The organism is Streptomyces sp. NPDC085481 (assembly GCF_044541845.1).
Taxonomy (GTDB): domain Bacteria; phylum Actinomycetota; class Actinomycetes; order Streptomycetales; family Streptomycetaceae; genus Streptomyces.
The window spans coordinates 131,390-147,286 of sequence record NZ_JBITTJ010000016.1; the positions used below are offsets into that span (position 1 = coordinate 131,390).

11 protein-coding genes and 1 pseudogene are annotated in these 15,897 nt (G+C 72.7%); 5 read left to right on the forward strand and 7 right to left on the reverse strand.

The genetic code is table 11. The features are described 5' to 3' along the window. Positions 1-350: 350 nt before the first annotated feature. From ACIGEZ_RS29045 to ACIGEZ_RS29060, 4 genes are read left to right on the forward strand one after another with little or no spacing between them, the layout of a single operon-like run. Complete coding sequence (locus ACIGEZ_RS29045; RefSeq protein ID WP_399836690.1) at positions 351-4,763, forward strand: amino acid adenylation domain-containing protein; 4,413 nt, start codon at positions 351-353, stop codon at positions 4,761-4,763. Beyond that, positions 4,763-5,077, forward strand: coding sequence for an acyl carrier protein (locus tag ACIGEZ_RS29050; protein ID WP_399836693.1), 315 nt, complete (start codon positions 4,763-4,765; stop codon positions 5,075-5,077). The genes ACIGEZ_RS29045 and ACIGEZ_RS29050 overlap by 1 nt, the downstream gene beginning before the upstream one ends. A 4-nt stretch (positions 5,078-5,081) precedes the next feature. Beyond that, the gene (locus ACIGEZ_RS29055; protein ID WP_399836696.1) at positions 5,082-5,852 is read left to right on the forward strand and encodes a thioesterase II family protein; all 771 of its coding nucleotides are present in this window, start codon (positions 5,082-5,084) and stop codon (positions 5,850-5,852) included. After that, positions 5,846-6,466, forward strand: a complete 621-nt coding sequence (locus tag ACIGEZ_RS29060) for a LysE family translocator (protein ID WP_399836699.1) — start codon at positions 5,846-5,848, stop codon at positions 6,464-6,466. Before ACIGEZ_RS29055 ends, ACIGEZ_RS29060 begins: the two co-directional genes overlap by 7 nt. A 93-nt stretch (positions 6,467-6,559) precedes the next feature. On the opposite strand, the pseudogene ACIGEZ_RS29065 reads toward ACIGEZ_RS29060, so the two are convergent. Then, a pseudogene (locus ACIGEZ_RS29065) lies at positions 6,560-6,763 on the reverse strand (cytosine deaminase); the annotation flags it as partial. Positions 6,764-6,776: 13 nt separating this feature from the next. Further along, positions 6,777-8,285: an MFS transporter gene (locus ACIGEZ_RS29070; RefSeq protein ID WP_399836702.1), complete on the reverse strand. Its 1,509-nt coding sequence runs from the start codon at positions 8,283-8,285 to the stop codon at positions 6,777-6,779. A gap of 136 nt (positions 8,286-8,421) precedes the next feature. On the opposite strand from ACIGEZ_RS29070, the gene ACIGEZ_RS29075 reads away from it, so the two are divergent. After that, a complete protein-coding gene (locus tag ACIGEZ_RS29075) occupies positions 8,422-8,862 on the forward strand; it encodes a MarR family winged helix-turn-helix transcriptional regulator (RefSeq protein WP_399836706.1) in 441 nt (146 codons plus the stop codon). A 52-nt stretch (positions 8,863-8,914) separates the two neighbouring features. Here the strand turns inward: ACIGEZ_RS29075 and ACIGEZ_RS29080 are convergent, their stop codons facing one another. The 5 genes from ACIGEZ_RS29080 to ACIGEZ_RS29100 all read right to left on the reverse strand — a co-directional run bounded on the left by ACIGEZ_RS29080 (position 8,915) and on the right by ACIGEZ_RS29100 (position 15,773). Beyond that, positions 8,915-9,400, reverse strand: a complete 486-nt coding sequence (locus ACIGEZ_RS29080; RefSeq protein ID WP_399836709.1) for a VOC family protein — start codon at positions 9,398-9,400, stop codon at positions 8,915-8,917. 169 nt (positions 9,401-9,569) lie between these two features. Further along, positions 9,570-10,499: an acetoacetate decarboxylase family protein gene (locus ACIGEZ_RS29085; RefSeq protein WP_399836712.1), complete on the reverse strand. Its 930-nt coding sequence runs from the start codon at positions 10,497-10,499 to the stop codon at positions 9,570-9,572. Then, a complete protein-coding gene (locus ACIGEZ_RS29090) occupies positions 10,496-11,557 on the reverse strand; it encodes a hypothetical protein (protein WP_399836715.1) in 1,062 nt (353 codons plus the stop codon). Before ACIGEZ_RS29090 ends, ACIGEZ_RS29085 begins: the two co-directional genes overlap by 4 nt. Before the next feature lie 5 nt (positions 11,558-11,562). Further along, positions 11,563-13,383 (reverse strand): hypothetical protein, encoded by a 1,821-nt coding sequence (locus ACIGEZ_RS29095; RefSeq protein ID WP_399836717.1) that lies wholly within the window; start codon positions 13,381-13,383, stop codon positions 11,563-11,565. Continuing rightward, a complete protein-coding gene (locus ACIGEZ_RS29100; RefSeq protein ID WP_399836720.1) occupies positions 13,380-15,773 on the reverse strand; it encodes a GMC oxidoreductase in 2,394 nt (797 codons plus the stop codon). The genes ACIGEZ_RS29095 and ACIGEZ_RS29100 overlap by 4 nt, the downstream gene beginning before the upstream one ends. Positions 15,774-15,897 lie beyond the last annotated feature (124 nt).

Here is a 15,897-nt window from a genome sequence, read left to right on the forward strand (position 1 = left end):
CCCGGTGAAACGTGACGGTCGTCACCGTGGACCCATGCACCCTTGACGGTTCTAATGGGCGGGCCCTTTCGGTCCTGCTGTCCGAATGGGCTCCACGGGGGCTTGCGAGGGGGTCAAGGAATCGGAAGAGGGCATGCCGCCCGGAGCGGTGGCTTCGCCGTGCCTTCGTCGCGGCCGGCCGTGCCTTTCACCGGCTCATTTCCCTTTGCTCCTTCAACTCTCCCGGCTTCAACAAACGATATCCGGGCCGCACGATTTCCGCCGGAACCCGGCGGATGTCGACCGATGAGGCCGCGTACGTCGCTCCGGCGACGCCGCGGATCAGCAGGCTCCTCATGAGAGGGAAAGCAATGACGGACAACAGTCGTACGAGCCGGTCACCCCGGGCCGACGACCGGTTCGAGAAGTTCCCGCTGACCGAGATCCAGTACGCCTACTGGGTCGGCAGAGGATCCAACTTCGTGCTGGGCAACGTCGCCCCGCACGCGTACTTCGAACTCGAAGGGCGACGACTCGATCCCGAGGTGCTCTCCCGCAGCTGGCGGACCCTGATCGAGCGCCACGACATGCTGCGCGCGATCGTGGACGAGGACGGTCAGCAACGCGTCCTCGCCTCCGTACCGAAGTTCGAGGTCCGATGTACCGACCTGCGGTCGGTGCCGCAGGAAGAGGCCGAGCAGGTTCTGACCGGCATACGCGAGGAGATGTCCCACCACGTCTACACGGCCGCCGACTGGCCGCTGTTCGACATCCGGCTCTCCCGGCTGCCCGACCACGACCGGCTGCACGTCAGCGTGGACCTCCTCATGGTCGACCTGGCCAGCCTCACGCTGCTGTTCAGCGAGTGGAGTGCGCTGTGCCGGGACGCCGAGCTCGAACTGCCGCCGGTCGACGTGACGTTCCGCGACTACGCGCTGGCCCTGGAGCGCGGCTCCCAGGCGCCGCGCCACCGCAACGCCCTCGACTACTGGACCTCGCGCGCCACCACGCTCGCCCCGCCGCCGGACCTGCCGCTGGCCAAGTCGCCCGTCAGCATCCACAAGCCCCGCTTCACGCACCGCGAGTTCCACCTCCCCGAAGAGGACTGGAAGCGTCTGCAGGAGCGCTGCGAGGCACGCGGCCTCACCCCGACCGCCGTCCTCGCGGCGATCTTCTCGGAAGTGCTCGCGGTCTGGAGCGGCACCCGGCGCTTCACCCTCAACCTCACCCTGTTCAACCGTCTGCCGCTGATCCTGGAGCGGAACGAGGCCGGCAAGCGGGTCGTCCACCCCCACCTGCGCCGCATGGTCGGCGACTTCACCTCCATCTGCCTCCTGGAGATGGACGCCTCCTCGGGACGCTCGCTCACCGAGCGCGCCGAGGACACCCAGACCCAGCTCCAGAAGGACCTGCGGCACCGCCAGGTCAGCGCCCTCCAGACGCTGCGCGAACGGCGCAGGCTGGGACTGCAGAGCGGCTTCGAGACGATGCCCGTGGTCTTCACCAGCGGCCTCGGCACCGCGGCCGACGTGTCCGGCGCCATGGACTACTTCGGCGACATCTCCTACCGCGTCAGCCAGACCCCGCAGGTCTGGCTCGACCACCAGGTCGTCGACTTCACCGGGTCCCTCGACCTGACCTGGGACTGCGTGGAGGAGCTGTTCCCCGAGGGGCTCCTGGACGACATGTTCGCCACGTACTGCGGGTTGGTCACCCGCCTCGCCCACGAGGACGAGCTGTGGGGCGAGGACCTGTCCGTCACCCTGCCCGCACACCAGCTGACGGGGCGCCAGGACGCCAACGCGACGGAGGGCCCGCGCCCCGGGGGACTGCTCCACGAGCCGTTCCTCGACCAGGCCGCCGCCCACCCCGAGCGGCCCGCCGTGCTCACCTCCACCCGGGAGATCGGCTACGGCGAACTCGCCGCCCGGGCCGACGCCGTACGCCGGCAGGTCGAGGCCGCCGGCGCCGGCGAGGCGCTGCGCGACCGCCTGGTCGGCATCACCCTCGACAAGGGTCCGGACCAGGTCGCCGCCGCGTACGGCGTGATGATGGCCGGCGCCGCCTACCTCCCGGTCGGCCCCGCCCTCCCGGCGCAGCGCCGGGCCGGCATCCTCGCCGACGGCAAGGCGCCCGCGGTCGTCACCGACAGCGCCCTGGACGCCGCTCTGGATTGGCCCGACGGCGTGCCGCGCCTCCTCGTCGACGGAGCCGGGACCCCGGGCGGCGGCGACGGCGTGCGCAGGCCTTCGGGACCCGCCCGGCCGGACGACCTCGCGTACGTCCTCTACACCTCCGGCTCGACGGGCACGCCCAAGGGCGTCATGATCGAGCACGGCGCCGTACTGAACACCGTCGTCGACATCAACGAGCGCTTCGGCGTCGGGCCCGAGGACCGCGTCTTCGGCCTCGCCGACCTCGGCTTCGACCTGTCCGTGTACGACCTCTTCGGCAGCCTCGCCGCCGGCGCCGCGCTCGTGCTGCCGGACCCCGACATGCGCTCCGAACCCGCCCACTGGGCCAAGGTCATGGGCCAGCACGGCGTGACCGTGTGGAACTCCGTACCGGCGCAGATGCAGATGCTCGTCGAGCACCTCGAAGCGGGCGGCGAGGTCCCCGAGAGCCTGCGGCTCGTGATGCTCAGCGGTGACTGGATCCCCGTGGACCTGCCCCGCCGCATCCACGACCTGTGGCCGGACGCCGAGATCATCAGCATGGGCGGTGCGACCGAGGCCTCCATCTGGTCCATCTACCACCGCGTCGACGAGGTCCCGCAGGGCGCCAAGAGCGTGCCGTACGGCGTTCCGCTGCTCAACCAGACCTTCCACGTGCTCGACGAGCGCATGGAGCCCTGCCCCGTGTGGACGGCCGGCCAGCTGTACATCGGCGGCATCGGCCTGGCCCGCGGCTACTGGGCCGACGAGGAGCGCACCGAGGCGAGCTTCGTCACGCATCCCCGCACCGGCGAACGCCTCTACCGCACCGGTGACTTCGGGCGCTACACGGCCGACGGGACCATCGAGTTCCTCGGCCGCCGCGACGGCCAGGTCAAGATCAACGGACATCGCGTCGAGCTCGGCGAGATCGAGGCGACCCTGTCCCGGCACCCGGGCGTGGACGCCTCCGTGGTGGTGAAGTCGGCCGACGGCGGCGGCGCCGCGCGCCTCTTCGGGTACGTCGTGCCCTCGCCCCGAGACGAGACGCTGTTCGTGACCGAGCAGGCCGAGCCCGAGGCGAGCCGGAACACCTGGCAGGCGCTCGGCTCCACGGCGGGCCGGCCCGGCGAGGGCCCCGCCCCCGAGCGACTGCGGGCCGCGTGGGACGTGCTCGACGAGGTGTACACCGTCGCCACCGCCGCGGCCTTCCGGTCCTTCGGCCTCCCGCACGAGACGGGCGCCGCCTTCGACCCGGCGGCGCTGCGCGGAGCGGGCGTCGCCCCGCGCTACGAGCGCTGGCTGGCCCGCGCCGTCGCGGGCCTCGAGGCGACCGGCCACCTGAGCTCGGGACCCGACGGGCTCACCGTCGCGCGGGAGCTCCCGGCAGCCCTGCCCGCCGAGCTGCACGCCCGCGCGCGCGATGTCCTCAAGGAGGTCCTCGGCATCGACGAGGACGTCACCGACTGGATGCTGTCGCTCGCCGGCGGCCTCGCGGACGTCCTCACCCAGAGCGTCCACTCCGCCGAGCTGTACGCCTCCGACCGCACCCCCGGCGTCTACGACCGGCTCTTCGGCCCCACCTACGCGGCCGCCGCCGACGCCGTGCGCGCGCTGGCCGAGCAGTGGCCCGCCGACCGGCCGCTCAAGGCCATGGAGGTGGGCTCCGGTTACGGGTCGCTGACCCGGCACCTGCTGCCGCTGCTGCCCGATGACCGCACGGAGTACGTCTTCACGGACATCTCGCGCTACTTCACGGACCGGGCCAAGACCCTCTTCGCCGACCACCCCGCCGTGCGCTACGACCTGTTCGACCTCGACCTGCCGCCCGCCGTCCAGGGCTTCGGCGACCAGGCGTCGGACCTCGTCGTCGCCGCGAGCGTGCTGCACGACATGAAGCGGATCCGCCCCACCCTGCGCAACCTGCGCTCCATGACGGCGCCCGGCGGCATCCTGCTGATGGTCGAACAGACCACCTTCCACCCGTGGTTCGACCTCGTCATGGGCCTCCAGCAGGGCTTCGACAACTTCGAGGACACCGAGCTGCGCACCCGCCACTGCCTGCTCTCCCGCGAGCAGTGGACCGCCGAGCTCGCCGCCGCCGGCTTCGACCGCGCGGAGGTCCTCACCACCCGTGGGGGTCCCGCCTCCGTCGGATTCGACGTGATCGTCGCCCAGGCACCGGACACCCGCCGCCGCTTCGCCCCCGACGCGCTGCGGGCCTTCGTCGCCGAGCGACTGCCCAAGCACATGGTCCCGGCCCAGATCCTGGGCCTGGACGAGCTGCCGCTCAACGCCACGGGGAAGGTGGACCGCGCGGCGCTCGCCAAGGCGGGCGCCCGTGGCGCGACCCGCGGCCGGCCGGCGAAGCCGCCGCGCACGGACCGGCAGCGCAAACTCGTCGAGATCTGGCGCGAGGTGCTCGGCCTCAGCCAGGTGGACCTGGACGACGACTTCCTCGACGCGGGCGGCGACTCGCTGCTCGCCGCGCGGCTCGTCTCGCACCTCCAGTCCGCCTTCGACGTCTCCGTGCCGGTCGGCACGGTCCTCCAGTACACGACGGTGGAGGCGCTCGACGGTTACCTCGAGCAGCTTCTCGGACCGTCCGAGCTCATGCCCGGGGAGAAGTGATGAACCAGACGCAGCAGGCAGGCCCCGACCGGGCGCCGCGGACGACGCCGGAGGCGGCGAGGCGCCCGGACGCCGACGCCGTCGTGGCGTGGGTGGCCGGCTTCCTCGCGGAGATCCTCGACATCTCCGCGGACGAGATCGACCCCACCACGCCCCTGGACGAACTGGGCGTCGACTCGGCGACCACGCTCGTCATGTGCGCGGGCCTCGCCGAGGAGTTCGGCATCCCGGTCCGCCCCCGGGACGTCCTCGACCACTTCACGGCGGACGCCGTGGCCCGGCACCTGACGGCACCGCTGCCCGCGGGAGTGTGAGCCCGTGAGCACCCCCACACCGCCCCGCTGGATCCTCGGCGGGGCACCCCGGCCGGCCGCCCCCAAGCTCTACTGCTTCGCGCACGGGGGCGGCTCGGCCGCCGAGTACCTGCGCTGGGCCAGGGACCTGCGGACCGCCGAGCCGTGCGCGGTGCAGCTGCCCGGACGCGGCTCGCGGACCCGCGAGCCGGTGATCACGTCGATGGGCGCGCTCGTCGACGCGCTCCTCGACGGGGTACGGCCGGACGACGAACCGTTCGTGTTCTTCGGCCACAGCTTCGGCTCGCTCGTCGCGTTCGAGTTCACCCGGGCGCTCAGGGCGGCCGGGCGGCCGCTCCCGGCGCACCTCGTCGTCTCGGGCTACCCGGCCCCGCATCTGCCGCGTGCCGCGTCGCAGCTGCACCGGCTGGGCGACCGGGAGCTGCTCGAGGCCGTATCGGGGCTGCACGGCGGCATCCCGGAGGAGATCATGACCTCCGAGGACCTGGTCGCCCTGGCGGCCCGGGCCCTGCGCGCCGACTACGAGATCCTCGAGACGTACGCGCACCGGCCCGGGGAACCCCTGTCCGTGCCCATCACGGTCCTCGGCGGCACGGAGGACCGGGTCACCGCCGAGCAGCTGGACGCCTGGCGGGAACTGACGGACGCGGAGGTGACCGTACGGCGTTTCCCGGGCGGCCACTTCTACCTGCGGGAGCGGCCGGCGCCCGTGCTGCGGGCGCTGTCCGGCGCCCTCGCCTCGGTGGCCGCGCGGGAGAGGAACGCCTCGTGCTGACCTTCGCGGCCGCCTCCCTGGTCCTGATCATGATCCCGGGGCCAGACCAGGCGCTGATCACCCGCAGCGCGCTCGCGGGCGGGCGCCGGGCGGGGCTGCTCACGATGGTGGGCGGCGTCCTCGGTCTGGTCGTGCACGTCGGTGCGGCCGTGCTCGGCATCTCGGCGGTGCTGCTCGCCTCGGCGACCGCGTTCACCGTCCTGAAGGTGGTGGGCGCGGTGTACCTGGTGTGGATGGGCGTCGCGACGCTGCGCGGCGCCCGCCGCACCCTGCGCGAGCAGCCCGAGGACGAGGACGCGGAGGGTCAGGGTGCCGTCGCCGGCAGACACGTCCGGCACGGCTTCCTGTCCAACGCGCTCAATCCGAAGGTCGCCCTGTTCTTCGTGACCTTCCTGCCGCAGTTCCTCCCTCCGGAGGGGCAGGTGTTCCCGAGGGCGATGGCGCTGTCGCTGGTGTTCGCCGCGCTGTACCTGACGTGGTTCAGCCTGTACGTGTTCACCGTGGACCGGCTCGGGAAGGTGCTGCGCAGGCCACGCGTACGCGCCCGTGTCGAGCAGGTCACCGGCCTGCTCCTGATCGGCTTCGCGGTCCGGCTCGCGCTCCAGTCGCCCTGAGCCGCCTGCCTGGCCGGTCCGCATCGGCCGGGGTCACCGACGCTGTCGGCGGCCCCGGCCGATGCCGTTGCCGGCGGGCGACCCGATCCCGTCTCAGTCGAGGAAGACCCCGTCCCGGGCCACGACGCCGCCGTGCACGACCATGTCCCGCCGGGGCATGTCCACGACGACCTGGGGCAGGCATTCGCCCCGTACGAGCACGAAGTCGGCCGGCGAGCCGGGCCTGAGGTCGGCGTGGGGGAGGCCCATGACGTCCGCGCCGCCGTCGGCGGCGACGCCGTAGCAGTCCGTCAGCTCCGGGCCGGCCCCGTCAGACCGCCGCCGCTTCGGCGGCCTTCTCGGCCTTCTCGGCCTCCTCGGTGACGGGGGTGCTCGCCTGGGCGGTGCGCGGACCCTGTGCGGCGCGCAGGCCGAAGCGGGCGATGACCGCGACGAGCGCGAAGGCCGTGGCGCCGATCCAGAAGGTGAGCGTGAAGCCGGACTCCGCGGGCAGCGCCGGGACGCCGGCCGGCAGGTGCTCGATGGTCTGCGAGGCCAGGATCGTGGTGACGACGGCGCTGCCGATCGCGCTGCCGGTGGAGCGGGAGATGGAGTTGATGCCGTTGGCGATGCCGCTCTGGTGGTGCGGGACGCTCGACATGATGACGGCGGGCATGGCCGCGTAGCCGAAGCTGACGGCCGCACCGACCACGACACCCGCGCCGATCACCGAGAAGGTGTGGCCGTGGTCGAGGGCGAGCCAGCCGAAGCCGAGCGCGCCGAGCCCGGCGGCCAGGGTGAGCGCCGTGCGCGGGCCGCGGTGGCGGACCAGCTGGCCGCCGATGGGGGAGGCGAGCAGCGAGACGATCGCGCCGGGCAGCAGGAACTGCACGGAGGCGCGCAGGATGGACGCGTCGAAGCCGTAGCCGGTGAGGGCCTCCGGCATCTGGACGAGGTAGGAGACGCCCAGGAAGTTCGCGAACATGCCGAAGCCGACGAGGATGCCGGCCAGGTTGGCCATGAGCACCGGACGGTGGACGAACATCTTCATGTCGACGAGCGGCTCGCGGACCTTGAGCTCGGTGAAGACCCAGACGACGGCCATGACGGCCGCGCCGGCGAAGCTGCCGAGCGTGCGGGTGGAGGTCCAGCCCCACTCGTGGCCCTGCGAGACGGGCAGCAGGACGAGCAGCAGGGTGATGCCGAGGGTCAGCGCGCCGAGGAAGTCGGTGCGGCCGCCGGTCTTGTGCCGGGTCGCGGGGACCAGGAAGAGCACGGCGAGCAGGGCGAGTACGGCGAAGCCGGTCGCCATCCAGAAGGCGTTGCGGTAGTCGGCGCCGGAGCCGGAGGTCAGCAGGCCGGTGGCGACGAGCGCCAGGCCGCTGCCGAACGCGAGGGTGCCGCTGACCAGCGACATCGCGCCGGGCAGCCGCTGCGGCCGGACCTCCTCGCGCAGCACGGACAGCGCGAGCGGGAAGATCGCCGTGGCGGCGCCCTGCAGGACCCGGCCCACGATGAGCAGCGGCAGCGAGCTCGCCAGGGCGGCTATCACGGAACCGGCGACCATGACGCCGAGGACGGCCACGAGCGTGGGCTTCTTGCCGTGCTGGTCGCCGAACCGGCCGAGCAGCGGGGTGAAGACGGCGGCGGAGAGCAGCGTGGCGGTGGTCACCCAGCTCACGTTGGCGGCCGAGGTGCCGAGATCGGTGCGGATCAGCCCGAGGATCGGGACCGGCAGGGTCTGCATCATCGACACGACCATGGCGGCGAGGCTCAGCGCGAAGACGATGACCGTCTCGCGCCTCTGCCCGTCGGTGGACGGCTGCGTGGCGTTGCTCATGGCGTGGAGGACCTTCTCAGTGCTTCAGGGCGTAGATGTTTTATGTCGTCAAGTACTTCACCGAAGGTAGACCTCAATAGTTAAGAAGGTCAAGTAAACAATTGATAATGTGAAGGATCTTGAGTACGCTCGAAGCATGAGCACGACGGCCACCGAGACCCCCACCAAGCTCCAGCTCCTGGAGCTCCTCGCCGCCATCGGCACGGCCCAGTGGCGCGACTTCGCCGCCGCCGCGGCCCACCACGGGCTGACGTCCACGCAGGCCAAGCTGCTCGCCCAGCTCGACGGGCCGCTCCCGATGCGCGCCCTCGCCACCCTGCTGGTGTGCGACGCGTCGAACGTCACCGGGATCGTGGACCGCCTGGAGTCCCGAGAGCTGGTGCGCCGCGAGCCGGACCCCGCGGACCGCCGGGTCAAGAACGTGGTGGCGACGGACAAGGGCCGCGAGACGATCCGGCGCGTCCGAGAGGAGATGCAGACGACCCACGGCGCCCTCGACACCCTCAGTGAGGCCGAGAGCGCCCTCCTGTACGGCCTGCTCGGGCGGCTGCGACCCGGCATGGAGAAGACCGCCTGACGCCGGCGGCCCGGCGGGCGCGGTTCAGCCGCGCCTCAGTCGCCGTCCGGACTCAGTCGCCGTCCGCCCCGGTCTCCATGGCCTTCAGGGCCTCCTTGGCCCGCTTGTCCATCTCCTCCGCCGGGACGTCCTCCACGTGCGTGGCGACGTTCCAGCGGTGACCGAACGGGTCCTCGAACTGCCCGGTGCGGTCGCCGTAGAACTCGTCCTTGACCACCGACAGCTCCTTGGCGCCCCGCGCGAGGGCCTTGGCGAAGACCGCGTCGACGTCCTCGACGTACACGTGCAGCGTGATGGGCGTGCCGCCGACCGACTTCGGCGAACGGAACCCCAGCTCCGGGTACTCGTCCGCCAGCATGAGGACCGAATTGCCCAGCTTCAGCTCCGCGTGGCCGATCCTGCCACCGGGCGCCGGCATCCTCATCCGCTCGGTCGCGCCCAGCACGGAGACGTAGAAGTCGATCGCGTCCGCGGCCGGGTCGGCGCACAGATACGGCGTGACGCGCGGATATCCCTCGGGAACGGGCTGAACGGCCAACGGAGTCCCGCCTTTCCGGGCAGTGGCGGTCACGGCCGACCGCCGTCCGCGACCACAGATATCCCGAACCCGTGGGGCCGGCCCCCGCGCCGCGCGGCAGCCGCCCGACGGATACCCCGAACAGCAGGTCCTTCGGCGCCCGCCGCAGTCCGGCCGGTCCCCGCCGGGCTCACGGGTCCGCTCCGACGTCGAGGCGGGGAGGGTCGGGCCAGTCCTCCGACAGGCCGAGCCCGACGACGCTGCCCAACGGCTCCCCGTACGTCCGCCCCGGCTCCCCGCTGGTGAGGAACCAGCACTCGAAGTGGTCGTCGAGCACGCCCTGGGCCGAGGGCAGATAGACGGTGAACAGCGGGTCGTCGGCGATGCCGAGGCCGTGCAGTCCGGCGACCCGGGGCGCGTCGCCCACGACGAGCCGGGCGCGGGCCCGCCGGCCGACCGCGATGTCCGCCTTGCCGTCGAGGTAGACGGAGGACTTCATCAGCATCCCGCGGAACGCGCAGTAGTTGACCGCGCCCACCCGCAGCGGCAGCGCGGTCGCCGGCGGCCGTTCGATCTCGACGTACATCCCGAGCCGTCCGTCGACCTCGTACTGGCTGGAGACGGCCGATGCGCCGACCTTGAAGTCGAGGCTGGCCCGGTGCTTCGGCATCCCCCAGATGCCCTTGCCGCCCTTGACCGAGATCTCGCTGCTGACGGGCAGGTCCACCACGTACTGCCCGGTGCCGAACGTGCCGCGCAGCAGCCCCGGCAGCAGCGGCGGGGCCGGCCGCGGCCCGTGGGTGCAGGCGATCGCGATCGAGTACTCGATGTACCGGCCGATGTCCGTGCGCAGGTAGTCGACGACCGTGATGACGAGCAGCCCCTTGCCGCCGGGCAGCGCCACGGGATGCAGCTCGTCGCCGGGCAGCAGCCGCGCCGCCGCCGCGCGGTCGACGGTGAACCCGGCCATCAGGGCGGGCGTGTCGACCGAGTCGACGGGCAGTTCGAAGGGGATGCCGTCGACCAGCGCGTGCCGTCCGGCGAGCCTGCGCTGCCGGCGCGGCACCGGTGACGGCACGGCCGACAACCCCAGCCGGGCAAGGCGCAGGATCCGGTTCATCGGGCGAGCTCCTCGAGGATCAGCGGGTACGTGTCCGTCGCCGCACGGCGGCCCAGGAACACGTCCAGGTGGCCGTAACCGGGCAGCATGTGCAGGCTGTCGCGGCCGGGCCGGTGCCTGTTCAGGAAGTCGTACGTGCGCTGCTGGCTCTCGGCCAGGAAGCACCGGTTGTCCTCCCCCGCCAGCAGCACGATCCGCGCGTCGGTTCGCGGCGCCCGGTCGGCGAAGGCCCGGGGGAGGGTCTCGATGCCCTCCGTCGAGACCAGCTGACCCGCCCGGACGCACCGGTTCATCTGTGCGAAGAAGCTCATCGGCACCTCGGCGAACTCACCGCGGATCCAGTCGTGCGTCGCCTCGTCGAGGTTCGCGTGCGACCAGAGGGCCGGCCGGCCGCTGCCGTACGTGAAGCTGACCATCCGGCACACCGAGTTGCGGCACTCCGGGTGCGTGGCGCGCACGAACCACACCATCAGCCGGGACAGCGGGCCGGCCGGCCGGTCCCCCCAGGCCGGCGAGATGGCCGGCATCACCCGGCCGACGACCGGCGCCAGACGGGCGAGCTTGAACGTGGAGAGAGGCGGGACGACCGGGTGCAGCGACACCGCGTTGCTGACCACCGTCTCCACCTCGGGCAGCAGCCCGGCCGACAGGGCCATCATGAAGGACGTCGACCCCTGACAGTGCACCACGGCCTTGAGCCGGTCGGCGCCCGTCGCCGCGAGCACGTGCGCGACGGCGGCGGGATGGTCGTACGCGGCGGCCTGGTCGAGCGTCCAGGGCACCGGATCGAGGTCGATCGACGCGCGCCAGTTCAGCAGCCACACGTCCCAGCCCCCGTCGATCAGGGCGTCGACGAACGTGCGGCGCAGCGGCGGCCGGAAGAGCTCGGCGCGCACGCCGGCACCGTGCACGACGAGGACCGGACCGCGGGTGGGCGGGCGACCGCCCCGGACGTGGACGAGGGTCAGCGGACGTCCGTCGAGCGCGGTGAACGGGCGGACCTCGGTGACGTGGTCACGGCGGGTCGTCGGTGGATGCGACTGGGGTGTGCCGGTCATGGCGTTCACGCTTCCCGGGAGATGACGACGGGGTCCTCGATCAGGCGTACGGCCGGCTTCACGGCGGGCTCGGGCCGCTTCCCGCCGAAGGGCGCGTCGACCAGCCTCCAGTCGCGGCAGATCGACTCCAGGACCAGCGGGTAGAGGGTGAGATCGCCACCCGGCGCGATGCGCAGGCGCAGGAAGCCCTTGTGGTCCTCGATCGACTGGCCCGACATCTGCCACTCCGCGACCTCGCCGCCCCGCGCGGACAGCACCCACAACGCGAACACGCCCGAGCCCACGACCGACCCGAACACGGCCGCGACGGCCAGGCACACGAACAGCACCACCCAGCCGTCCCAGGACGCAGGGAACGGAATCGCCACCGTCACGACCAGTGCGGCCAGCGCGACCACGATCTGCGCCAGCACGGCGACCGCCGGGCCCGAAGGCGGGGAGGCCCGCCGCCGGCGCAGCAGCCGGCCGAGGAACCCGAGCACCAGCAGCCCCGCCGCCACGCCCAGACACACCGCGCCGAAGCCCCAGAAATCGCCGACCCCGGCCCGGCGCACGGCGTCGACCGGCCGCAGCACGCCCTCCGCCAGCGCGAACAGAAAGCTCATCAGGAGGAAGAGGATCACGTGCCCGGCCGCGGTCAGCTGGGCGAAGCCGCCGTTGCGCCACGGCAGCCAGTGTCCCGACCACGGCACCGCGATGCCCCGGGCGAGTCGACGCGACCGCGCCGCGTCGGGGTACGTCGTCCCCATCCGGGCGAACTCGACCGGCGGCTCGTCCTTGTCGCGCAGCCGCGCCCCGTGCGGCGGCAACGGCACCACCGCCGGCAGCCGGTGGGTCGCCGCGAGGTACGCGCCACCCAGGCCGCACGTCACCATCTGGCGCCGCCGCGGATCCGGCGCCGGCACCTCGGCATCGTGCGGGTCGCCGGGCAGCCGCTCGGCGTACCGGGCGTAGTGGTGGCGGTCGCCGGTCAGCCACAGCCGTACCGACGCGTTCGTCGCGACCCGCTCGCCCGAGGCCGGATCGACGCGGGTGCGGATGACGTTGCGGTCGAACCAGTGCAGGGCGTTGAAGGCGTCGGCGTCGCTCTCCGCGCTGTCCAGCCAGGTCGGCTCGGCCGAGCAGACGATCACGCCGTCGCCGTCCTCCAGGTTCGCCGACAGGTGCTTCTCGAAGTAGCGCAGCTGGGGGTCGTCGAAGTACGAGCCCAGCTGGCTGTCCAGGCCCACGAGCCACCAGCGTTCGGGCAGGCGCACACAGAAGTAGCTGCGGGTCTGCCGGGTCTGCCAGGCGCCGATCGACCGCTGCTGGGTGAACATCCGCAGGAAGGCCGTGAGGCCGTCGTACCAGTCGTGGTTGCCCGGCAGCGCGACCATCAGCGGCCGGTCCGGCGCCTCGGACAGGGCGGCGCGGTAGGGGCCCTTCATGCGGTCCTCGTAGCCCTGGGCGGAGGCCGCCGGGTACACCTCGTCGCCGCCGAGGACGAGGAGGGAGCCACGGGGGAGCGAGAGCGGCGGGCGCCCGACCGCGAGTTCCTCCTCCGCGAGCGTGCACGCCACCGAGCTCGTCGCGTCGAAACCGTCGCCGAGGTCGGCCACGAAGTCGAACCAGAACTCCCGCGGGGCGGGCCTGACGAGCGGCGCCTCCAGGAGGTCCGCCTCCAGCACCTCCTGGAACTCCCGCTTGTCCGCGTAGCCGGCGAAGACGGCCGCGAGAACGGCCTTGACCGCCGTACGGGCCAGCTGCCGGGGGGCCAGCCACCGCACCTGCTCCTGCGGCGTGAAACCCAGCTCGTCGGCGTGTCCGCGCAGCTCGCGCACCTTCACGCGCGCTCCCCGGTCGGCGTGAAATGGGAGCCGTACACACTCCACAACTCGCCCAGGAACAGCCGGCCGAAGCTCTCCATCGCGCGCGCGGGATGCGGCCCCGAGGCGCGGAACGTCGACAGCTGCCGGACGAAGTCGCCGGCGAGGATGACGACGACGCCCGCGCCGAGCACCGGGGCGTCGGTGTCGCCCTCGCCGGTGGTGTCCCCGGTGTCCCCGGTCGCGTCCGCCGGCACGTGTCCTGCGAGCATCCGGACGTACAGGGTCGACGTATCGCTCCAGACGTCGAACCCCGGGTCGTCGTGCACCTCCTTGTGTCCGACGAGCGTGAGCGGATTGCCTCCCGGGTCGCGCAGGTGCAGCCGGTACAGCATCCGGCGCCGGTCCGGCGCGTCGGCGCGGGTGAACAGGTCGAACCAGCCCGCCTCGACCGGCAGCCTGCCGCCGAGCAGGTCGCACTCGACATGACCGGTCGCGGCCGCCGGGTGCCGGGGGTCCGCGACGAACCGGTCGACGTCGTCCGCGGTGATCGTGAGCCGGAACATCAGCCGCTGGTTCCGCTCCCGGCCGATCGCCTCGCCCTCCTCGGGGTCGGCGACGTCGAGCGCGAGGTATCCCTTCATCTCCTCGGTGAACGACAGACTCGTGGGGCGCTCGCCGTCCGCCGCCGCCCCCACCGTGGGCGCCGTCGCGGACCGTGGTGCCAGGGGCTGTTCGAGGATGCGGTCGCAGGCGCGGTCGGCGAAGGCGGCGATGGTGAGCGACGGGTTCGCGCCCACCGGTCCGGGCAGGACGGAGCCGTCGAGCACGTACAGCCCCGGGTGCCCGAAGACCTCGCCGTACGCGTCACAGACGCCCTCGGCGGGATGACGCCCCATCGGCGCGCCGCCGAGCGGGTGCACGGTGACCACGCGACGGGTCCACCACAGCGGGTTGTCGTGGAACTCGCCGCCGAGCGCCGCGGCGACGCCGGCCATCGTGTGCCGTACGCGTGCGAAGTAGCGGCGCGAGGTCAGCGTGGTCCAGTCGATGTCGAGATAGCCCCGGCGCAGGCTCATGCGGCCGTCCGGGAGGTCCCGTCCCATGCCCAGGAGCGGCAGCGAGGAGTCGGAGAAGACCCCGGGCCCGAGGAGCTGCGCGAGCCGGCCGCTGATGTTGCTCTCCGGGGTGAGACCGAGCCGGGACCGCAGGCGGTGGAGGCCGAACCCGACGGTACGGCGGGTGCTTCCGGGTACCTGCGCCGCCTCCGCGAGCCAGTCCACGAAGGCCGGGTAGCCGGCGTCCTCGACGTAGTGGCCGCGTCCCGTCGAGCCGTCCCCGTCGAGTTCGTCCCCGACGCGGATGGCGCTGGTGATGACCGGGCCCGTGCTGCTCGCGAGCCCGCGCGGCCCGCTTCCCGCGGAGCCGCCGGTCGCCTTGAGGACCAGGCCGAGCAGGTCGCCGTTGCCGCAGAAGCGGCTGCCGAGCGCGGGGCCGATGCCGGGCAGCGCGGAGCGGTTGCGCAGGAGGAGGTAGGTCGATCCGAACGTGCCGGCGGCGAGGACGAGGCGCTTGCAGTGGATCGTGCGCATCGGCAGCCGGCCGGTGGGGGTGCGGTGCCCCTCGCGGGCCGGGTCGTGGACGACGTAACGGACCTCGTATCCGCCACCGGGCCGGGGTGCGAAGCCGCGTACCTCGCAGCGGGTGCGGATGTCGGCGCCGCGCCCGCGCGCGGCCGACAGGTAGGTGTGGTCGAGGGTGTTCTTGGCGCCCAGGTTGCAGCCGAGGTCGCACTCGCCGGTCAGGCGGCAGGTCTCACGGGGCAGGCCGTGGATGTTGCCGTACGCCGGCTCGGGGAGGGGCGCGCCGGGGACGGGCTCCTCGCCGGGCGCGGAGGCGAACGACACGGCGAGCGGCGGCCGGGACACGTGCAGGCCCAGCAGGTCCGCGGCCTCCCGCATGGCGGCGGTCTTCGGCGTGTCGTCATAGGGGTACGGCGTGGCGCCGAGCATCCGCTCGACCTGGTCGTAGTGCGGATCGAGGTCCGCGCGGCCGATCGGCCAGTTCTCGTACCCCCCGCCGGGCAGCGGCGATTCGCGCACGAACCACTTCTCGTCCTTGCGCAGCAACACGTTGGCGTAGATCAGCGATCCGCCGCCCAGGCCGCTGGAGACGATGCCTTCGAGACCTCGGAAGGACCAGATGTCGAACAGCCCGTGCAGGCCCTCGCTGGGGTCCCAGAAGTTGCGGGCCATCCCGGCGGGCGTCCGGGGGAAGCTGCCGGGAGGGTACGGCTTGCCGCGCTCCAGGACCACGACGGACCGACCGCCCCCGGCGAGCCGGTACGCGGCGACGGAGCCGCCGAAGCCCGAGCCGACCACGACGACATCGACTTCCTGCTCGTTCGTCATCGGCGATCCCCTTACGGGCGACGGTGACATACCGCCCCGGAAAGGACGCTAGGGTCCGCCGCGCCGGTGCACCATGCGGACGGTGCGTCCGGGGGACACGACGGGGCGGTCACCGGCCCCCGGC